The organism is Mycobacterium sp. AMU20-3851 (assembly GCF_043974665.1).
Classification (GTDB): Bacteria; Actinomycetota; Actinomycetes; order Mycobacteriales; family Mycobacteriaceae; genus Mycobacterium.
The window spans coordinates 816,531-835,990 of the sequence record NZ_CP146371.1 but is presented as its reverse complement, the minus strand read 5'-3'; the positions used below and the strand labels follow the sequence as shown (position 1 = coordinate 835,990).

The 19,460-nt window shown below is 68.3% G+C and carries 16 protein-coding genes; 8 read left to right on the top strand and 8 right to left on the bottom strand.

The annotated features are described in order from the left end of the window. Positions 1-36 precede the first annotated feature (36 nt). The 3 genes from V4U86_RS04150 to pdxH form a co-directional block, all read right to left on the bottom strand. Complete coding sequence (locus V4U86_RS04150; protein WP_395310027.1) at positions 37-732, bottom strand: TetR family transcriptional regulator; 696 nt, start codon at positions 730-732, stop codon at positions 37-39. Continuing rightward, complete coding sequence (locus V4U86_RS04145) at positions 725-1,402, bottom strand: TetR/AcrR family transcriptional regulator (RefSeq protein ID WP_395310026.1); 678 nt, start codon at positions 1,400-1,402, stop codon at positions 725-727. The genes V4U86_RS04150 and V4U86_RS04145 overlap by 8 nt, the downstream gene beginning before the upstream one ends. A 73-nt stretch (positions 1,403-1,475) precedes the next feature. Beyond that, positions 1,476-2,135, bottom strand: a complete 660-nt coding sequence (gene pdxH / locus V4U86_RS04140; protein ID WP_395310025.1) for a pyridoxamine 5'-phosphate oxidase — start codon at positions 2,133-2,135, stop codon at positions 1,476-1,478. A 54-nt stretch (positions 2,136-2,189) separates the two neighbouring features. Between pdxH and V4U86_RS04135 the strand changes: the two genes are divergently transcribed. Further along, positions 2,190-3,317 carry a citrate synthase 2 gene (locus tag V4U86_RS04135; RefSeq protein ID WP_395310024.1) on the top strand — a complete coding sequence of 376 codons (1,128 nt, stop codon included), beginning with the start codon at positions 2,190-2,192 and terminating at the stop codon, positions 3,315-3,317. Continuing rightward, a complete protein-coding gene (locus tag V4U86_RS04130; protein ID WP_395310023.1) occupies positions 3,314-3,922 on the top strand; it encodes a maleylpyruvate isomerase family mycothiol-dependent enzyme in 609 nt (202 codons plus the stop codon). The genes V4U86_RS04135 and V4U86_RS04130 overlap by 4 nt, the downstream gene beginning before the upstream one ends. Here V4U86_RS04130 and V4U86_RS04125 read toward each other — a convergent pair. After that, the gene (locus tag V4U86_RS04125) at positions 3,853-5,271 is read right to left on the bottom strand and encodes a cytochrome P450 (RefSeq protein WP_395310022.1); all 1,419 of its coding nucleotides are present in this window, start codon (positions 5,269-5,271) and stop codon (positions 3,853-3,855) included. The genes V4U86_RS04130 and V4U86_RS04125 overlap by 70 nt on opposite strands. 138 nt (positions 5,272-5,409) lie before the next feature. On the opposite strand from V4U86_RS04125, the gene V4U86_RS04120 reads away from it, so the two are divergent. Further along, a complete protein-coding gene (locus tag V4U86_RS04120; RefSeq protein ID WP_395310021.1) occupies positions 5,410-5,862 on the top strand; it encodes a VOC family protein in 453 nt (150 codons plus the stop codon). Here the strand turns inward: V4U86_RS04120 and V4U86_RS04115 are convergent. Then, the gene (locus V4U86_RS04115; RefSeq protein WP_395310020.1) at positions 5,843-8,215 is read right to left on the bottom strand and encodes a family 1 glycosylhydrolase; all 2,373 of its coding nucleotides are present in this window, start codon (positions 8,213-8,215) and stop codon (positions 5,843-5,845) included. The genes V4U86_RS04120 and V4U86_RS04115 overlap by 20 nt on opposite strands. Positions 8,216-8,479: 264 nt before the next feature. Here V4U86_RS04115 and V4U86_RS04110 point away from each other — a divergent pair, with 264 nt between their 5' ends. Beyond that, on the top strand, positions 8,480-8,899 hold the full coding sequence (locus V4U86_RS04110; protein ID WP_395310019.1) for a nuclear transport factor 2 family protein: 420 nt from the start codon (positions 8,480-8,482) through the stop codon (positions 8,897-8,899). On the opposite strand, the gene V4U86_RS04105 is transcribed toward V4U86_RS04110, so the two are convergent. Both V4U86_RS04105 and V4U86_RS04100 read right to left on the bottom strand, forming a co-directional pair. After that, positions 8,896-10,557: an FAD-dependent oxidoreductase gene (locus V4U86_RS04105; protein ID WP_395310018.1), complete on the bottom strand. Its 1,662-nt coding sequence runs from the start codon at positions 10,555-10,557 to the stop codon at positions 8,896-8,898. The two genes, V4U86_RS04110 and V4U86_RS04105, sit on opposite strands and share 4 nt — an antisense overlap. A gap of 8 nt (positions 10,558-10,565) precedes the next feature. Then, positions 10,566-11,594 (bottom strand): AurF N-oxygenase family protein, encoded by a 1,029-nt coding sequence (locus tag V4U86_RS04100; protein ID WP_395310017.1) that lies wholly within the window; start codon positions 11,592-11,594, stop codon positions 10,566-10,568. 312 nt (positions 11,595-11,906) lie between these two features. Between V4U86_RS04100 and V4U86_RS04095 the strand changes: the two genes are divergently transcribed. From V4U86_RS04095 to sepH, 3 genes are all read left to right on the top strand, one after another. Beyond that, positions 11,907-12,899: a membrane protease subunit, stomatin/prohibitin gene (locus tag V4U86_RS04095; protein ID WP_395310016.1), complete on the top strand. Its 993-nt coding sequence runs from the start codon at positions 11,907-11,909 to the stop codon at positions 12,897-12,899. 37 nt (positions 12,900-12,936) lie between these two features. After that, on the top strand, positions 12,937-14,043 hold the full coding sequence (gene serC, locus V4U86_RS04090; RefSeq protein ID WP_395310015.1) for a phosphoserine transaminase: 1,107 nt from the start codon (positions 12,937-12,939) through the stop codon (positions 14,041-14,043). A gap of 78 nt (positions 14,044-14,121) precedes the next feature. After that, entirely contained in the window at positions 14,122-15,066 is a 945-nt protein-coding gene (gene sepH, locus V4U86_RS04085) for a septation protein SepH (protein WP_395310014.1), read from the top strand. Between the two features lie 40 nt (positions 15,067-15,106). Here sepH and V4U86_RS04080 read toward each other — a convergent pair whose 3' ends face one another. After that, on the bottom strand, positions 15,107-16,819 hold the full coding sequence (locus V4U86_RS04080; protein WP_395310013.1) for a DUF222 domain-containing protein: 1,713 nt from the start codon (positions 16,817-16,819) through the stop codon (positions 15,107-15,109). 324 nt (positions 16,820-17,143) lie between these two features. On the opposite strand from V4U86_RS04080, the gene V4U86_RS04075 reads away from it, so the two are divergent. Beyond that, on the top strand, positions 17,144-19,369 hold the full coding sequence (locus V4U86_RS04075; protein WP_395310012.1) for an acyltransferase family protein: 2,226 nt from the start codon (positions 17,144-17,146) through the stop codon (positions 19,367-19,369). The last annotated feature ends 91 nt before the right edge of the window (positions 19,370-19,460 follow it).

The window sequence follows — 19,460 nt, the reverse complement described above, 5'->3', positions numbered from 1 at the left end:
GGGCGGAGCCCGTCTCTTGATACTGGACGGTAGTCGCTAACAATCCGGCGCGCTTGCGGGGGGTTGCCGGTCGGGGCTTTCCGCCGTGTGCGGCCCCCTGGTCCACGGTCCCCACGTACGTTTGAACGTCTCGTACGCTGCGGTGATCCGGGCGCCGAGGATCTCCGGCTCGATCGGCGGGTTTCCGGGAGTCCCCAATCCCCTGGTCGCGGCGTTCATGATCGACGTCCAGACCTCCAGCACCAGGTGGACGCCGTCATGGTCGGTGGGCAGCCCCATCCGCTTGGCCATGGCGATGACCGTGGGGAAATGATCGGCCTGCTGGCGATACGGGATGTTGGTCACAGCCAGGCTGGCCGAGGAGTTGGAGATCCGGACCAGCGCCGCCATCCGGTGGAAGTCCGCCGTGGGCCGGCCGTCCGGCCCCGGCTTCAGCAGCTGCAGGTGCGCCCACAGCATCGCCTCGTACTCGGTGATGTCGGTGGGCAGGGTCTCGATCAGCGAGGCGACGACGGCCGCGGTCTCCTCCACGATGGCGAAGAACACCGCCTCCTTGGTCGGGAAGTACCGGGAGAAGGTGCGCGGGGACACGTCGGCGACGGCTGCGATCTGTTCGACCGTGGTGTTGTCGAACCCCTGCTTCTCGCACAACTCCGCAGCGGTCTGGATCAGGGTGATCCTGGTTCTGAGTTTCTTGCGTTCGCGCAGGCCGCTGGCCGGTCGTTCAGGCATTGGTCACAACGTCCATTTCATTCGGTCCGGTGCTGAACAGCTCCGCGGCGAACCCGCCCACCTGCTGACACGCCTCGTTGAGCCGCTCGATCATCAGTGCCGGCCCCAGCGGAGCACCTTCGGCATCGGCGACCAGATCCGCACAGGCGGTGACGATGAGCACGGAGAACACCGAGAGGCCCAGTTGTAGCTTACGGTCCCCGGTCTCGACGCCCATCAGCTTCGCGAGGGCGTCGGCCACCACGGACGACCGGTACTGAAATGCACTCTGCTGCAATGAATTCGCGTTGTTGAAGATCCGCAGAATGAGCGCCACCCGATCGCTGGTGACGGTACCGCCGCGGCGTTCGAGGACCCTCGTCAGCACCGCGGTGTGCGCCGCCCGCAACGCTTCCATCGGGCCGGTGCCGTGCGGCAATCGCCCGACCTCGACGGCGACCTGCTCGGAGATCTCGTCCAGGAGCGTGAGGAAAACGGCTTCTTTGGTGGCGAAGTAGCGGCTGTAGGTACGCGGGGATACCTCAGCCGCCGCGGCGATCTGGTCGACGGTGGTGTGCTCGTAACCCTGTTCGAGGCAAAGCCGTAGCGCCGCATCGATCAGGATCGCTCGAGTGCGTTGCTTCTTCTTCTCCCGCAAACCGAGATCGGTTCCTCTGTTCGCGCCGGACACGACGGTCATCGTAGCCTGCGAGCCTGAGAGTCCACACTCGGTTCGCAGGTGAACGTTCAGCGATGCGAAAAGCTCACGGTTGCAGTCTCTGCACCCGCCCGTCGGCGGGAGTGACCCGAATCCTGTTATGTACGCGGTTTTCCCGGCCCTGCCAGAACTCGACAACCTCGGGCGCGATCAGGTATCCGCCCCAATGTGGCGGTACCGGAACCTTTTCGACGTCGGCGAAGCGCGCACTGACATCGGCGAGCCGCTCGAGCAATGCCGCCCGGGATTCGATCGGCGCCGACTGCTGCGATGCCCAGGCACCCAACTGCGAACCACGGGGACGCTTGGACCAGTAGTCCGCCGTCTCCTGCGCGGACACCCGGATCACCGGTCCGCGCACATGGATCTGGCGCCCGAGGGCGTACCACGGGAAGGTCGCCGAGGCATACGGCTGTATTGCCAACTGCTCCCCCTTGGCCGAGTCGTAATTGGTGAAGAAGCTGATCCCGGATTCGTCGGCGCTCTTGCACAGCACCGTGCGGGTGACCGGGCGGCCCTGCGCGTCGACGGTGCCGACCACCATCGCGTTGGGTTCGGACAGTCCGGCCGCCTGCGCGTCGGCCAGCCATCGGTGGAACAACACCAGCCAGCCCCCCGCCACCCAGTCGACGTCCAGATCCGGGCTGCCGTCCTTCTCCACCGATCCGTATTCCGCGCGCATCCGCGCCAACTGTTCGGGTCCCATGCGCGAAACGGTACGCCCACCTCGAACGCGGCCGATCGATGCGAGAATCGGCGTATGTCAGAGCAGTCACCGGTTCCCGACGATTTCATCCCGGGACTCGAAGGAGTCGTGGCGTTCACCACCGAGATCGCCGAGCCGGACAAGGACGGTGGCGCGCTGCGCTACCGCGGGGTCGACATCGAGGACCTGGTGACCGGCCGGGTCACCTTCGGCGACGTCTGGGGCCTGCTGGTCGACGGCGATTTCGAGAACCCGTTGCCGCCGGCCGAACCGTTCCCGCTGCCCATCCGCTCCGGCGATGTCCGGGTCGACGTGCAGGCTGGCCTGGCCATGCTGGCCCCCATCTGGGGGTATGCGCCGATGCTCGACATCGACGACGACACCGCGCGGGATCAACTCGCCCGGGCCTCCGCGATGGCCCTGTCCTACGTCGCGCAGTCCGCCCGCGGCATGCACAAGCCCGCGGTACCGCAGCGATCCATCGACGAATGTTCCACTGTCACCGGACGTTTCATGACCCGCTGGCAGGGCGAGCCGGACCCGCGGCACGTCGATGCCATCGATGCCTACTGGGTGACCGCCGCCGAGCACGGCATGAACGCCTCCACCTTCACCGCCCGGGTGATCGCCTCCACCGGCGCCGACGTGGCGGCCGCGCTGTCCGGGGCGGTCGGCGCGATGAGCGGCCCGCTGCACGGCGGCGCACCCGCGCGGGTGCTGCCGATGCTCGAGGACGCCGAGCGCGCCGGCAATGCCCGCGCGGTGGTGAAGGCCATCCTGGACCGCAAGGACAAGTTGATGGGCTTCGGGCACCGGGTCTACCGGGCCGAGGATCCGCGCGCCCGGGTGCTGCGGGCCACGGCGCAGCGCCTGGAAGTACCCCGGTTCGAGGTGGCGGCCGCATTCGAGCAGGCGGCGCTCGCCGAACTGCGGGAACGCCGTCCCGACCGGGCCATCGAGACCAATGTCGAATTCTGGGCCGCGGTCATCCTGGACTTCGCCGGCGTACCGCCCCAGACGATGCCGGCGATGTTCACCTGCGGGCGCAGCGCCGGTTGGTGCGCGCACATCCTGGAGCAGAAGCGGCTGGGCAAGCTGGTGCGCCCGTCGGCCGTCTACGTCGGGCCCGGGCCTCGCCCGGCCTCGTCGGTCGCCGGCTGGGAACGCGTCGGACGACCATGACGACTTCGGTGTTCGCCTCGGCGGTAACGGCTTTCACGCAGTTGGTGAGCGATCTTCCCGAGACGTGCTGGGACGGGCCCGGACTGGGCGAGTGGGACATGCGGGCGCTGGTCGGGCACACCTCGCGCTCGCTGATCACCGTGAGCGAATACCTGCGGACGCCCGCCGAACGCGAAGACGTCACCGATGCCGTCGCCTACTACGTGTGGGTCCGCGAGTACACCGGCGCTGCCGGGGCCGAGGCCGTCGCCGAACGGGGGCGCGCGGCCGGCCGTGCCCTCGGCTCTGATCCGGTCGCCACCATCGACGGGCTCGCGGCCCGGGCACTGGCCGATGTGCAGGCGGCCGGGGACCCGTTGATCAGCGTCATCGGCGGGATGGGCATCAGGCTGTCGAACTATCTGCAGACCCGGGTCTTCGAGTTGGCGGTGCACGGCCTGGACATCGCCCGCGCAGCCGGGTGCGACTTCGTCCTGCCGCCCGATGTGCTGGAGCAGGCCACCGTGTTGGCGGCCCGGGTGGCCGTCAGGTCGGGTCAGGGCGAGACGGTACTGACGGCGCTGACCGGCAGGTCCGCGTTGCCTCCGGCGTACTCGGTGGTCTGAGGCCGCCGCCAGCACACCGACGCCCAGATGGGCGACGCCGCCACCATGGTGAACGGCGTCGCCACCGGGAAATCATCTCTCTCCGAACGCAATTCGGCCCTGCGCACGATGGTCGCCAGGGCCAGCGTCGCCTCCAGCATGGCGAAGTGGTCGCCGATACACGATCGCGGGCCCGCGCCGAACGGTAGATATTGCCATCGGTTCAGGCGCTTGGCGGCCTCCGGGCGGAAACGCTCCGGGTCGAACACCAGTGGGTCCTCCCACAGCTGCGGGTCACGCTGCACCGCGTAGATCCCGAACAGCAGGACCGTGCCCGCCGCGACCCGGTGACCGTCGACGACGACGTCGCGCATCGCCACCCGGGCCGCCCCGGGGGCCGGTGGGCACAGCCGCAACGCCTCCCGCAGCACCTGCACGGTGTACCCCAGGTCGGCGACGTCGGCGCAGGTCAGTTCCCGGTCCCCCAGTTCGGCCACCTCGGCGCGCACCGCCTCCTGGATCTGCGGGTTGCGGCCCAGCTGCCACAGCGCGTACGTCAGCGTGGTGGCGGTGGTGTCGTGCCCGGCGGCGATGAACACGATGAGCTCGTCGCGGATCTCCTCATCGGTGAGCCCCCGGCCGGTCACCGGATCCTTCGCGGCCAGCAGCGCACGCACCAGCGGGGCGTCCAGGTCCGGGTTGGCGCGACAGGCGGCCAGCACGTCGGTGGCCAGCCCCCGCAGGGTCGCGGCGGCGGCGCGGGCCCGGCCGCGGGCCGGGGTCGGCAGCCAGCGCGGGGCCCGGATCGGGGAGGTCGCGCGGTCGGCGATGTAGGTGAGCACTTCCCGCAGGGGTTCGTCGATGGCGTCGGCGCGCTGGTCCAGGTCGATGCCGAGCACCGACCGCCCCAGGGCCCGCAGGGTCAGCCGCCGGCACTCGGAGTCGAGGTCGAGGCGCTGGCCCTCCTCCCAGGAATCCACCACTGCGTGCGCCGCCTGCGCCATGTGGCCGCCGAAGGCCTCCACGTGCTTCTTGGTGAACAGAGGCTGCAGCGGCCGGCGCCGCGGCAGCCACGCGTCGTGCATGAGGTCGAACAGATTGCCGCCGAGCACGTGGCGCATCTCCCGGTGCAGCGTGGTCTTGTCCACGAAGGTGTCCGGCCTGCCCAGCACGTCGCGACCGCCCTGCGGGGAGTTGGTCACCACCAACTCGGGCATCAACCATCGCGGGCCGAGCTTGACCCGGGTCACCGGGCCGCCGGAATCCCGGAACATCTCGAAACCGATGTTGAAGGACCGCAGTGCCTTCATCTGGTCGCGGTAGGACATCGGGTTGCGCGGGACCCAGGGCAGCTCGTCGTTTTGCCTCATGCCTGCAGCGTGTCCGCCGGGCACGGCCCGCCATAGCGTAGTCGGCTACCTGTTTTGCTTCTGTTTCGTCCGCGGCGATGAGATCTGCGCGCCCGTCCGGTCTAACAGTTCGTCAGTTGCTGGAGATCAGGAGATGTCATGTCCATCGAGATAACCCCCGCCGTCATGCCGCACCTCGTCGTCGACGACGGCGCCGCGGCCATCGACTTCTACGTCAAGGCGTTCGGAGCCACCGAACTGGGCCGACTGCCCGGACCGGACGGCCGGCTGGTGCACGGGGCGGTGCAGATCAACGGGTGCACCGTGATGCTGGCCGACGACTACCCCGAGTACTGCGACGGGCAGTCCGAGACACCCAAGGCGCTGGGCGGGACGCCGGTGACCATCCACCTCGTGGTCCCCGATGTCGATGCCGCGTTCGCCCGCGCCGTCGAGGCCGGCGCCGAGGTGGTGATGGGTGTGGAGGACATGTTCTGGGGCGACCGCTACGGCGTGCTGCGGGATCCGTTCGGTCACAAGTGGTCGATCGGCCAGCCCGTGCGCGAGGTGAGCGAGCAGGAACTGCAGTTGGCTATGCAGCAGTTCCCGTGACCCCGGGCAGGTAGAGCGCCAACAAGCTCGCCGGCAGCCCGTTGGCGCCGGTGATCTGGCTGATCGCGGCGATGCTGGCGGGCTTGGGGGTGCGCTCCAGTTCTGGAGTCGTGGGGTCCGAGCCGTACAGCCCGAACTGCAGGTGATAGCCGTCGGCCCACTCCAGGTTGTCGACGAAGGACCAGTAGGTGTAGCCGCGGATGTCGGTGCCATGGGCCACCAGGTCCTGCACCACCGCGATGTGGTTGACGATATAGCCCGGCCGCTTCGTATCATCGTCGTCGGCGACACCGTTCTCGGTGATCCACAGCGGTTTCCCGTAGGACGCAGCGACTTCCAGCACCTCGCGGAAGCCGCCCGGGTCGATGGGCTGGTTGAAGTCGCTGCACGTCGGCGACGAGGCCTGGCACCGGAACGGGATGCCCTGCAGGAAGTTGAATCCCGGCAGCGGGGCGAACCCGAACCCACCCATCGGCTGCGACCCGTAGTACTGCACACCGAGGAAGTCGACCTTGTCCTGGAAGGCCGGATGGATCTCGTCGGCGGTCTTCACCCCGTCGAAGTTCGCGTCGATCCAGCCGTCGATGACCGCGTTGGGGAACCACTGGTTGAACACCTTGTTCCAGGCGTCGGCGGCCGCGACGTCCTGCGGGTTGATCGGGTTGGCCGGCCGGGCCGGGACCATGTTGTTGGCGAACCCGACGAAGGCGGTGTCATCCCATCTGTGGATGGCGTCGTAGGCGGCGACGTGACCCTTGGCCTCGTTGATCACGAACCGGGCCGCCAGATCGGGGCGCAGTACCCCGGGCGGCCAACTCGGCACCAATCCGGGAATCGCCAGGAACTCCGTCATCACCGGCGGGAACGGCTCGTTCAGCGTCACCCAGTTGTCCACCTGGTCGCCGTAGGTCCAGGCCAAGAACGCCGCGTACTTCTCGAATTCGACCGGCGTCTGCGCCGAGAGCCAGCCGGCCTTCGGCGTGGGCAGTCCGAGCTGGATGAGCGGGCGCGCGGTGATCGGGTCATGTATCCACACCGGCAGGGTGAAGTGGTTGACGGTGACCAGAGGCTCCAGCCCGTGCGCGCGCAGCGCGTCGAACACCGCCCGGTAGTGCGCGACCTCGACCGGGTCGGCCAGCGCCTGCAGGGCCTGCAGGTCGGCCAGGCTCACGCCGCCGCCCTCGTCCGAGATATCGATCGACGCAGTCGAATTGGGGAAGATCCGGCTCCACTCGATGGACATCCGGAAGGTGTTCATCCCGAGTTCGTTCTTGGCCAGCGCGGCATCGGAGTCGTAGGAGACATAGGTGCCGGGCCCGTTCTCCGGAACCCCGTTGGTGAGCCCGAGCCACTGGTTCAGCGGGTGGTGCACCCACTTGTACCAGTCGGAGTTGGGATCGACCGGGGATCCGGGCCCGCCCTCGGCCTGGAAACCGGCGTGCGCGACGCCCCAGTGGAAGTCGTCGGGGAAGGACAGGTCCACGCCCTCGACCGGGTCGACGGTGACGGTGATGGCGCGGGCCACCGCATGCCCGCCGCCGGGGCGCAGCAGGTTGCCGATGATCGGGATGTGCTGCAGGAAACCGAGCGGGCCGTGCCAGTGCACCCCGGCCCGCTGGTCATCGGCGACCACCGTGAACGTGTCGGTGCCGCCGACAGCGGCCATCGCGTTGGTGGGCCGGTATACGAAATCGCCTGTGCTCTGGTTGATCTGGACGGTACCGCCGTTGCGCGGACGGCCGACGACCGAGAATGTCAGCGGGTCGCCGTCGGGATCGGAGATGCCCGCATTGCCGAGCACCAGTCCCGTGGTGGTCTGGGTGGTCTCGCCGACATCCTCGATCCGCGGGGAGGCGTTGAACAGTTCCCGGCGCACCCAGGCCAGCATCGCCCATGCCGACGGCGGCCCGGACGGACCGGCCGGCAGCCCCGCCGCGAATGGCGCCAGGACCGCGCCGACCAGGCTTCTGACGACATTGACCGCGTAGCGGATCGCGGTCGCCGGGTTGGGCAGGGTGGACGTCCATTTCACCGGCGCCTTGGCCGTCGAGACCAGCGCGGTGGTGGCGGTCGGGATGGCGACAGCCGTCTGGCGGGCGGTCACGGTCGCGGGCGAGCTGGTGAAGTCACGTGTGTCGGTGTCGTCATCCGGGACGACTTCGGCCCGGGCTTCGGTCCGGGTCTGCGCCCTGGTCTCTGCCCGGAGTGACCGGCGCTGCTGGGCGGACGTGCGGGCGCTCTTGCGCTCCTGGTGTGTTTCGGGTTCCTGGTGTGTTTCGGGTTCCGCCTCGGCTTCGGAAGTCTCCTCGGCTTCGGCTTCGGCTTCCTTCGCTTCGGGTTCGGGCTCGCTCACCGGTTCGGGGTCCGACGGCGCCGTCTTCGAGTCCGGTGTCGAGTCCGATGATGCCGGCGCGGCCGAGTCCGTCGTTGAACTTTCCGTCTCGGTGTCCGCCCATGCGGGCCCCGGGGATCCCAGGCCACCGGCCGTCCAGATGCCGATCACCACTGCAATACTCGCGACCCGACCGCTACGCATGCAATTTGCTTACACGCTGCGCCGCTGCGGCGGACCCGAATTCACATCTCACGTATCGGGGGCCGCCACCGTCTACCGACCATGACTGCATCGACCGAAACCGTGCTGCGCGGTATGTACGCCGCCGAGCGGGCCTATTTGGCCGCCGGCGGGCCGGGAACCGCGGACTTCGGCATCCTCGCGCCGTACTTCGCCCCCGACGTCGTGCTGTACCAGGCCGAGTCGCTGCCCAACGGCGGCATCTGGCGGGGCCACGACGGGATGGCCCGGTTCTTCACCGAGATGAGCCGCGCCTGGGCACAGTTCGAGATGGTGCGGCAGGACTTCCTGTCGACCGGCGAGACCGCGGTGGTGCTCACCCAGATCCGGGCCGGCGGGCGGGCCGGCGGACCTGAACTCACATTCCCGATCCTGCAGACCCTGCGCGTGGCGGACGGGCGGATCACCGAGGTGCGCCCGTTCTACTGGGACACCGCGGCGATCACCACCACAGCCAGTTAGCGGAGCAAGCCGGCCAGCAGGCGTTTGTGCACCGGCGGCCGGGGCGCGGTCGCTGCCGCGGCGAGCATGTCGGCGACCTCGGTGAACTTGTCCCGGGGACGCTGCCCGCCACCGCGGGCGATCTCCGCGGCGTCGATGGCACGCCAGCCCGCGGCGTCAACAACCGCGGGCTGGCGGCTTCGGACCAGCTTGTCCAGCGCCGCCGGCTTGTGGGCCGGGTCGCCGAGCCGTCCTCGGTTGTAGTCCTCCACCAGATTGCGCACCGTCTCGGCCGCACACGATTTGTTGGTCCCGATGAAGCCGGTCGGGCCACGTTTGATCCAGCCGGCCACGTAGGCGCCGGCGCTGCCGAGCACCCGGCCACCGTCGTTGGGCACCACCGCCGCGGCCTCGTCGAACGGCAGGCCGGCGATGGCCTTGCCGCGGTAGCCGATCGAGGTCAGCACCATACCGGCGTCCACAACCCGGGTCCGGTCTGTCCCGGTGAGGGTGAACTCGATTCCGGTGACCCGCTGCTCGCCCAGAACTCGTTGCGGAGTCATGTTGTAGGCGAACCGGATTCGGGGCCGGGTGATCGGCGATGCGGCATCCCCCAGCTTCGCCAGGATCTCCAGTTTGTTGCGGGTCAGCCGGTCCTGTTCGACGGCCAGGTCGGCGAGCACCAGTTCGTGGTCGGCGGCGTCGAGCACCACCTCGCAGTTGGACGTCAGCCCGATCAGCTCCGGGAGCGTGAACGCCGAGAACGCCGGTGATCGCCGGGCCGCGATCACCACCTCGGACAGCTTCGACGACCGCAGTGCCGCCAACGCGTGGTCGGCGATATCGGTGCGGGCCAAGGCATCCGGGTCCGCGGTGAGGATGCGCGCCACGTCGAGCGCGACGTTGCCGTTGCCGACGATGACGACCCGCTCGTGACCGAGGTCGACGGGCAGACCGGCCTGGTCGGGGTGCCCGTTGAACCAGGCCACCACCTCGGTGGCGGTCCCGGTGCCCGGCAACTCCATGCCCTCGATGTCCAGCCGTCGGTCGTTGGGTGCGCCGACGGCGTAGAGCACCGCATGATGATGTTCCAGCAGGTCGCCGTGGCTGAGCTGGTTGCCCACCTCGACGTTCAGGAACATCCGCAGGCCCGGTTCGGCGGCGATCCTGTCGAACAGCCGCGTCACCCGCTTGGTGCTCTGATGGTCCGGAGCCACCCCGGACCGCACCAATCCATAAGGTGTGGGCAGCTTTTCGAACATGTTCACCCGGACCCCTCGCTGGGTGAGCAGCTCGTCGGCGGCATACATCGCGGCCGGCCCGGTGCCGACGATCGCGACCGTCAGCGGGCCGGAGGGCCGCGGATCGATCTTTGGGGCCGCCAGCACCGGCGCCAACTTCGACGTCGGCGGCAGCTTGCCCTCACGCTTGGGATAGAACCCGGCGTTCAACTCGATGAACGGCAACTGGTTCTCGGTCAGCTTGCTGTCCGGCGAGATCGCCCCGACCGGGCACGCGCTGACGCACGCTCCGCAATCGACGCAGGCCTTCGGATCGATGAACAGCATCTCCGCGGTGGCGAAACCCGGCTCATCCGGTGAGGGATGGATGCAGTTGACCGGGCAGGCATAGACACAGGACCCGTCGCTGCAACACGACTGGGTGATGACATGTGGCATCGGCGGGCCTAGGCGACCGACACCAGGTGCTCGCGCTGCGGCTCACTGCGGTAACGGCTGGCGGGGCCGTCGATCTTGCAGATCTTCCACATCAGCTTCGCCAGCGGGTTCATCAGACCCGTGTCCTCGCACAGCATGCGAACATCGGAGAACATGTCGCGCAGCATCTTTCGCGATTCCGGCGCGCGGAAGAAGACGTCCTTGCGCACCGAACGCGGGATGTCGAATTCCTTCCAGAACGCCTTCGGCGGAACGATGATCGCCGAGCACAGGATGCGCATCGTCAGCGGGACGAACAACGACAGCCCGAAGCGCTGCCGACGTCGCAGCGTGGGCACCCGCTTGTGCAGGTACTGGTGGGCGAAGGAGATGTGGCGCGCCTCCTCGGCGACGTGGATCGCCATCACGCGCTCCATGATCGGATGCAGGTTGCGCCCCTCGCGCAGCACACTCTTCTGGGTGTGGTCGATGGGCTCCTCGCCGGCGAGCACCCCGAAGAAGAACGGGATCGGCGCCGGGCCGGCGGCCAGCGGGATGAGCGGTTGCAGCCACTTGAGCAGTCGCGGCATACCGGGCACGTCCATCCCGATGCGGTTGACCATCTCCTGGAACATCAGGGTGTGGTTGCACTCCTCGACCGCCTCGTGCAGGCAGTAGCGGTACTCCGGGGAACCGTTGGGCACCCAGAACGAGTACTCCATCAGCCCGCGGATCAGGATGTTCTCGAAGTGCAGGCCCACCTTGGCCACATTGGCCTGGCGCCACATACCGATCTCGATCTGGCGCTCCAGCGGCTGTGCCTGGTACCAGGGGTGCCCGCCCAGCGGATCGGTGTCCGTCAGGACCCAACGCGGGTCATTCGGGATGACGGCAAACTCCGGGGAGTCCCAGTCGATGTCCTGGTACGGGTTGAAGTTCCGCCGCACCGACCCCTCGGACAGCGTCTCCAGCATCTCGACGTACTCGGTGTCGTCCCGGACGTCCATGTTCTTGCGCCACCGCCGGATGACGCGAGTCCTGGCTTCCTTGACCGCCATGTCGAGGCCTCCTTGGGGTTTACATTCGATCACTCGATGTCTAAGGACAGTACCCGCGGTCCCAGGAAATAAACAGGGCTTAAGCCAGCTGTGCTGCAGCCCGGTTATCTGGGTCACATGTGACCGCTGTCACAACTGGAGTCCACCGGTGGCGCCCAGTTCGCCCGTTGCCGCGAGCTCGCACATTCATGCCAGCAGACGCTCCCGGGGAACTTGCCGCACGCGTGCACAGCTTCCGCACCGCTGCAGCCGCGAAAATCACTCCTGACCAGCTAAGCTTCGCCCGTCACTCGCAGGGGACGGGGAATCTCATTGAGTACGAAGAAGCGGCTCGACATCACCGGCACGGCAACGTCCGGCGGCGGCAAGAAAAGGAAGTTCATTCTGATCGCCGTCGCGGCGGTCTTCGTCGTCATCGGCGCGATCATCCTGTCCTCCTGCGCCACCCAGATCGGACCGGGCCAGACCGCGGTCAAGGTCGACGACTACCTACTGGTCCCGGCCGACCCCAAGGTCGATGGCTGCATCGAGCCCGAGACCTCGGCGTTCAACCCGCCGGGCGGTTTCAAGGCCTACCGCTATCCGTCTCGGCAGATCAGCTGGGACGCCACCGGAAGCCCCGATTCCGAGGCCGATCCGACGATCGTCGTCTCCAACGCGACCGCTCCGGCCGAACTCCGGGTGCCGGTCGTCATCACCTTCGACCTGACCAACGACTGCACCATGCTGATGGATTTCCACCGGGACTTCGGCACCAAGTACCAAGGGTGGCTGGACAACGACGGTCTGGTCACCACGGGCTGGGTCAACCTGCTGCGCTATGTCATCGGCCAGCCCGCCGAGCAGGTGCTGATCAGCGTGGCGCAGAAGTACACCTGGCGCGAAATCTGGAACGACGAGAAGGTCCGCATCGAGTTCCAGAACGCGCTGCGTGACGCGCTGCCCGGCGCGTCCCGCGCGCGCACCGACGGCCGGGAGTTCTTCACGAATTTCCAGGTGACGGTCATGAAGCCGGACCCGGTGGACGAGGGGCTCAAGGACGCCATCATCGCCGAGCAGAAGGCGATCGCCGATGCCCGCGCCGCCGAGGCCAAGGGCGTGGCCGACGCCAATGCGGCCCGGGCCAAGGCCGAGGCGGACAAGGCGGCCGCGCAGGCGCAGACCGAACTCGCCCGTCAGGTCGCGCTGCAGAAGCAGGCCGAGATCGCCGGCTACCCGGATGTCGAGGCCTACCTGAAGGCCAAGGCGATCGAGAGTGGACAGAATCCGTACCAGCCGACCTACGTGGTACCCCAGGCCGGCTGATTTCTGCTGGGTGCTCCCCGGCCGATAATCTGACCGCATGGCCGAACTGACGATCCCCGCCGAACTCAAGCCCAAAGACGGACGCTTCGGTTGCGGCCCCTCCAAGGTTCGGCCGGAACAGCTCGCGGCACTGGCTGCCGCAGGGGACCTGTTCGGCACCTCGCACCGGCAGGCCCCGGTGAAGAACCTGGTGGGCCGGGTCCGCGACGGTCTGCGTCAGCTGTTCTCGCTGCCCGACGGCTACGAGGTCATCCTGGGCAACGGTGGCTCCACCGCGTTCTGGGAGGCCGCCGCATTCGGCCTGGTCGACAAGCGTTCGCTGCACCTGACCTACGGCGAGTTCAGCTCGAAGTTCGCGTCCTGCGTGGCCAAGAACCCGTTCGTCGGCGACCCGATCATCGTCAAGGCCGACGCCGGCAGCGCGCCGGAGCCCACCTCGGACCCGTCGGTCGACGTGGTGGCCTGGGCGCACAACGAGACCTCCACCGGTGTGGCGCTGCCGGTGCAGCGGCCCGCCGGTGACGCACTGGTCCTGATCGACGCGACCTCGGCGGCCGGTGGCCTGCCGGTTGACATCACCGACACCGACGCCTACTACTTCGCGCCGCAGAAGAACTTCGCCGGTGACGGCGGCCTGTGGATCGCGGTGCTGTCCCCGGCCGCGCTGGCCCGCATCGAGGCCATCGCCGGGACCGGCCGGTGGGTGCCCGACTTCCTGTCACTGCCCATCGCGGTGGAGAACAGCCTCAAGAACCAGACCTACAACACCCCGGCGATCGGCACGCTGATCCTGCTGGCCGAGCAGCTCGACTGGCTCAACGGCAACGGCGGTCTGGACTGGGCCGTCGGCCGCACCGCCGACTCGTCGTCGCGGCTGTACACGTGGGCCGAGGCGGCGTCGTTCGCCACTCCGTTCGTCGCCGACCCGAAGCTGCGCTCACAGGTCGTGGGCACCATCGACTTCGACGACGCGGTCGACGCGGCGGCGGTGGCCAAGGTGCTGCGGGCCAACGGCATCGTGGATACCGAGCCGTACCGCAAGCTGGGCCGCAACCAGCTGCGGGTGGCGATGTTCCCGGCCGTCGACCCCGACGATGTCAGCGCCCTGACCCAGTGCGTGGATTGGGTCGTGGAAAGAATCTGAGGGCGGCTTCCCCCCTCGCCCTGCGTGTCTGCGCGGTAACGGGCCGATAACAAAGTAGGGTGCGCAGAGGAGGTCACTATGCGAGAACTCAAAGTCGTCGGGCTCGACGTGGACGGCAAGCGCATCATCTGCGAGGCCTCTGACTCCGGCGACAACTTCGCCATCCGTGTCGACAATCGTCTGCGGGCCGCGGTGCGCGGCGACAAGGCCACCTCCAACCAAACCGAGATCGAGGTCGAGGTGAGCCCAGGGTTGCGCCCCAAGGAGATTCAGTCGCGCATTCGCGCGGGCGCATCGGTGGAGCAGGTGGCCGCGCTGGCCGGTGAGGACATCGAACGGATCCAGCGGTTCGCCAACCCGGTGCTGTTGGAGCGTTCCCGCGCGGCCGAACTGGCGACCGCGGCGCACCCGGTGCTCGCCGACGGCCCGTCGGTGCTGACGCTGCTGGAGACGGTGACCAGCGCGCTGATCTCGCGTGGCCTGGATCCCAACGCGACCAACTGGGATGCCTGGCGCAACGAGGACGGCCGCTGGACCGTGCAGCTGGCCTGGAAGGCCGGTAAGTCGGATCTGCAGGCGCATTTCCGCTTCACACCCGGTTCGCACGGCGGCACGGTCACCGCGTTCGACGACAGCGCCTCGGAACTGATCGATCCCAGCTTCGCGCGCCCGCTGCGACCGGTGGCCGCGGTTGCCCAACTCGACTTCGACGTCACGCCGGTCCCGGTACAGCCTCCGGCTCAGGTGCCGGTGCACCCGTCCCAGGTGCAGATGCCGCCGCAGGCGCCCGCCCCGGCGCCGGTGGTGGCTCAGGTCCCGGCCCCGCCCACGCCCCCGGCCCCCGCCCCACAGGCTCCGGCCGCCCAGGCTCCCGCCCCGATGGCCCCCGACGCCGAGGACGAGGGCGAAACCGAGGTGGCCGAGGCACCGGCTCCGAAACCGCGCCGCGCCCGCAAGGCCAAGCCCACCATCCCGGGTTGGGAAGACGTTCTGCTGGGCGTGCGGTCCGGCACCCAGCGCTGAGCCCGACCACTCGCACCGAACAGCCGCGACCCATCCCCTGTCAGAAGGGTGGTGGGTCGTTGTTGTTGGTGATCCCGCCGGTGGCGGACGGATCGTCGTAGATCCTGCCAGTGGTCGCACGTCGGCCGACGTAGCTGCCATCGGTGGTGCCGTCCCTCGCCGCTGCCGCGAGGGCGAGTTCGGTTGCGTTGCGGGTGCGTTCGGCGTTGATGCGGTATTCGCGGTCTTGGGTGCGGGTGCGGGCCCGGGTGGGCATCATGGCGTCCCAGTGCTCGTCGTGGAGCAGGCTGATGTGTCGTGGTGGTGGGACGTCGGTGTGGATGTTCCAGTGCGGGAACAGGATCGCCGCGCCCGCGGTGGTGACATAGGTGTGCCCGGTCGGTGCGCGCCATTCGGTGCTGCCGTCGGGTCCGGCGGTGACGGTCCAGCCGTTGGGGCCGGTGCGAAATGTTTTGAGTAGATGATGTTCGCGGCAGAGCGGCCGTAGGTTGCCGGGGTGGGTGGGCCCGGCCGGCCACGGGGTGAGGTGATCGATGTCGCAGCGGTGCGCGGGTTTCGAGCAACCGGGGAAGCTGCAGGTTTGCGATTGCATGCGCACGAACGCGGCCAGTGCGGTGGAGGGCCGGTATTGGCGTTCGGCGGGTAGGTCGGCGACTTCGGCCAGGGGCCGGACCTTGGCGCCGGTGGCGATGAGTTCGGCCAGCATGGCGGCCGGGATGACGGCGCCGTCGAGGGTGATGCCGGCGCCGGCGCCGGGGTGGGTGGCGGCGGGCCGGGTGTCGGGCGCGTGTGGTTCAGGGGTCGGCACCGGCGTGGTCTCAGGCTCGGATTCCGGCGCGGCCGGATCGGCAGTGGGCTCGGGCTCCGGCCGATCAGGCCCCGCCGGGGCCGGGGTGGGCTGCGGCCCAGTCTCAGGCGCGGGCCGTGCACCGGACCCGGGCACCTGGTCGGTGAGCGCGTAGATGACGACCGCCGTGGACCGCGGATCCTTGCCGCTGCCTTCGCAGTCGGGGTCTCCGCATTGGCATGCCAACCGCAGTAGGGAGGGGCCGACGATGCCGAGGGTGCCCAGGGCGGCGGCGAGGCGTTCGCGCAGCGGCCGCGGATCATTCGGGCACACGGTGGCGGCCAGATCGTGCAGGCGCTGTTTGACCGCTTCCTTGTCGGTGGCCCGCAATCGCCCCCAGAACGAGCACACCCCGTTCGGGTCATTGCGGTCGTCGAATTCGACGTAGAGATCTTTGGCGGCGGTCTTGGAGCGGATCACCGCGAGGGGATCGAATTTCTGGACCCACAGATCGATTGCCCGGGTCAGTTTTATTTCTGACAGGGTGCCGTAGCGGGCGGCCTCGCACGAGATCGCGGCGTCGATCAACGCCAGGGCTTCCTCGTCGATGACCAGTCGGGTGCGCCAGGCGATCTCGGCGATCACCTTCGCCGATACCGCCCCGGTCGCGAACACCGCCGCGGTGCGGGGTAGCCGCTCCCGCAGTGCCCTACCGATGTGCATCTGGGTGGAGGCGGCGTGCTCGCCCAGATTGCACGCCGCACTCACCTGCGCTTTGGCGTAGGCCCAGCCATCGATCACCGCATGGGCGCTGCCGTCGTCCTCGTCATCACACTGGCGGGCTGTCACCTCGGCGATCAACGCCAACCGATCCGCGGCAGCCATGGCCTCGGCCCGGGTCGCGGCCGTCACCGCCGAGATGAGCGCCTCATCGCTCATCCCCGCCAATGCGACCTGTTCGAACATGTGTTCGATATTACAGAGAGGGTGTGACACGCCAGACGTCTCGGCGAACAAGTACTTGCAGTAGCAAAGTTTTCACACACACGTTAATTTTAAGAGTCGGCGACGTTCGGACCCTGTACAGCCAACATCCCGACCAACGTCCCCTCCGCCGAGATGTTGTTAGTACGCAGTTCACTGGCATATTCATCCAGTTTCTCTCACCACGCAGGGCTTTCAGCGAAGATCAAGATCAAAGAGGTGCGGGTTTGGTCTACGACCGCTATCTTCTTTCCAGCAATCTTTGGAGAGGGTGCAGATGGTCGAGCCGGGGCACGTGGTTCAGCAGTGGCGAGTGTGGCGGTGAGCACCACCGAACAGCGGGAACCCATCCGGCCACCGGACCTGGCCCCTCAGACCGCGGCAGCCAAGTCGTTTCGTCCGGACATCGAGGGCCTGCGCGCCGTCGCCGTGCTGGCTGTGGTGCTGTTCCACGCCGACGTACCCGGGCTGGGCGGCGGGTTCGTCGGCGTCGACGTCTTCTTCGTCATCTCCGGATTCCTTATCACCGGGTTGCTGTGGCGGGAGGCCAGTGCGTCCGGCTCCGTCCGGCTGCGCAAGTTCTTCGCGGCGCGGGCCCGCCGGCTGCTGCCGGCGTCGGCCTTGGTGGGCGTGGTCACCATGGTCGCCGCCGCACTGCTGCTGCCCCCGCTGCAGGTCCGCGCCGTAACGATCGACGGCATCACCAGTGCGCTGTACGTCAGCAACTACTGGTTCATCGGCTCGGGCGTGAAGTACTTCGGCCATCAGAGCGTGCTGTCGCCTTCGCCCTTCCAGCACTACTGGTCGCTGGGCGTCGAGGAGCAGTTCTACCTGGTGTGGCCGCTGCTCATCATCGGCACGGCGTGGATCATCCGGCGCCGGCGCAAGCACACCGACAAGACCGCGGCCACGGCCTCGGTGCGGCCGTACCTGGTACTGCTCGCGTCGGTCGCGATCGTGTCGTGGGCGCTGTCGGTCTTCTTCACCTACCTCATCCCTCCGCTGGCCTTCTTCTCGCTGCCCACCCGGGCCTGGCAGTTGGCCGTCGGCGGCCTGGTTGCGCTCACCGTCATCTACTGGCGCCGGATACCGACACCGGCGGCGGCCTTCCTCGGCTGGACCGGGCTGGTGCTGATCCTGGTCACCTGCGTCATGTTGACCGGCGAGACCCGCTACCCCGGATTCGCAGCGATGGTGCCCACCCTGGGCGCGGTGCTGGTGCTCGGCGCCGGCTGCGCGGCGCCGACACAGGGCTGCGGCCGTGTGCTCGGTCTGGCCACCATGGGGTGGATCGGCCGGGTGTCGTACTCGTGGTACCTGTGGCACTGGCCGGTGCTGGTGCTCACGCCACCCCTGCTGGGCCATCAGATCGGGCTGCCCACCAAGCTGGCCGCGGTCCTGGTCTCCCTGGGACTGGCGGTGCTCACCTTGCGTTTCGTGGAGAACCCGCTGCGGTTCGCCGACCGCATCCGCAACTCTCCGCGGGCCGGCCTGTCGCTGGGCGCGGCCTGCACCGCGGTCGCGGTGGCCGTCGGCGGGCTGCTGATGACGTGGACGCCGCACCCGGTCGGCCACGGCCCGGCGATCAAACCGGTGACGATCACCTCGACACCCGTCCCACCGGGCTCCGGCCCGGCCGCCTACGACGCCGAGGTCGCGAATGTGTTCGGCCAGGTCCAGGCGGCAGTCGCCAATTCTCTTGACGTCGAACAGGTTCCGTCAAACCTCGACCCGCCGCTGACCGATCAGGCCGCCCAGCAGATGGGCATCCTGACCAAGGGCTGCCTGCGCGTACTGCCGTTTGATTCCGGTCATCCGGAGTGCGTCGCGGGAGATACCTCCTCCGCGACCACAGTGGCGTTGATCGGCGACTCCCGCGCGGCAATGTTCAACCCGGCGTTCCTGCAGCTCGCCGATCAGCGACACTGGCGGCTGATCATGATGGCAAAGGCGGGGTGCCCGATAACGGACCTGCGGATCAACGCGCACTTCAACACGCTGGCCGAGCAGATGCAGCGGTGCGCGGCGTGGCGCGAGGGCATCCTGGCTCGACTGGCCGTCGAGAAACCGCAGCTCGTCGTGGTGAGCACGTCCCGTGCCTACGACGCCGACGGCGCCCACGTGCTGATCCCGGGATTGAAGCGCTACGACCAGGCCTGGCTCAACAGTCTCAACGGTCTGGTGCGGGAACTGCGCGGCATCGGCGCCAAGGTGTTGGTGCTCGGTACGACGGCGGATCCGCCGGGCCCGGTGCCGCTGTGCCTGTCCGGGCACCTCGACGACGCCACCGCGTGCACCGCACGACGCAATCCGGCACACGGACCCGGCATCGAGGCCGAGCGGGCGGCCACCGAGTCCGCCGGCGGCCAGTACGCCGACGTGACCGAGCTGTTCTGCAGCGCCGACCGCTGCCCGTCCATCGTCGGCAACACCATGGTGTACTTCGACGCCGGTCACCTGACCCGGCAATACGCCGAACTGCTGACGCCGGTGATGGGCGCCCTGGCAGATCGCACGCTGGCCCAGAACTGATACACGAAAGGGAAGGCGTTCGCCTTCCCACTCTCAACTTATAGCGCACCCCGGGGCTTGCGGCAAGACCCGGATCATGCCGCAAAATCGC

Excerpts from the sequence above, each read along its gene's own strand:
- V4U86_RS04150 (WP_395310027.1), bottom strand. The coding sequence starts at position 732 with ATGCCTGAACGACCGGCCAGCGGCCTGCGCGAACGCAAGAAACTCAGA.
- pdxH (WP_395310025.1), bottom strand. The coding sequence starts at position 2,135 with ATGGGACCCGAACAGTTGGCGCGGATGCGCGCGGAATACGGATCGGTG.
- V4U86_RS04135 (WP_395310024.1), top strand. The coding sequence starts at position 2,190 with ATGTCAGAGCAGTCACCGGTTCCCGACGATTTCATCCCGGGACTCGAA.
- V4U86_RS04130 (WP_395310023.1), top strand. The coding sequence starts at position 3,314 with ATGACGACTTCGGTGTTCGCCTCGGCGGTAACGGCTTTCACGCAGTTG.
- V4U86_RS04125 (WP_395310022.1), bottom strand. The coding sequence starts at position 5,271 with ATGAGGCAAAACGACGAGCTGCCCTGGGTCCCGCGCAACCCGATGTCC.
- V4U86_RS04120 (WP_395310021.1), top strand. The coding sequence starts at position 5,410 with ATGTCCATCGAGATAACCCCCGCCGTCATGCCGCACCTCGTCGTCGAC.
- V4U86_RS04110 (WP_395310019.1), top strand. The coding sequence starts at position 8,480 with ATGACTGCATCGACCGAAACCGTGCTGCGCGGTATGTACGCCGCCGAG.
- V4U86_RS04105 (WP_395310018.1), bottom strand. The coding sequence starts at position 10,557 with ATGCCACATGTCATCACCCAGTCGTGTTGCAGCGACGGGTCCTGTGTC.
- V4U86_RS04100 (WP_395310017.1), bottom strand. The coding sequence starts at position 11,594 with ATGGCGGTCAAGGAAGCCAGGACTCGCGTCATCCGGCGGTGGCGCAAG.
- serC (WP_395310015.1), top strand. The coding sequence starts at position 12,937 with ATGGCCGAACTGACGATCCCCGCCGAACTCAAGCCCAAAGACGGACGC.
- sepH (WP_395310014.1), top strand. The coding sequence starts at position 14,122 with ATGCGAGAACTCAAAGTCGTCGGGCTCGACGTGGACGGCAAGCGCATC.
- V4U86_RS04080 (WP_395310013.1), bottom strand. The coding sequence starts at position 16,819 with ATGTTCGAACAGGTCGCATTGGCGGGGATGAGCGATGAGGCGCTCATC.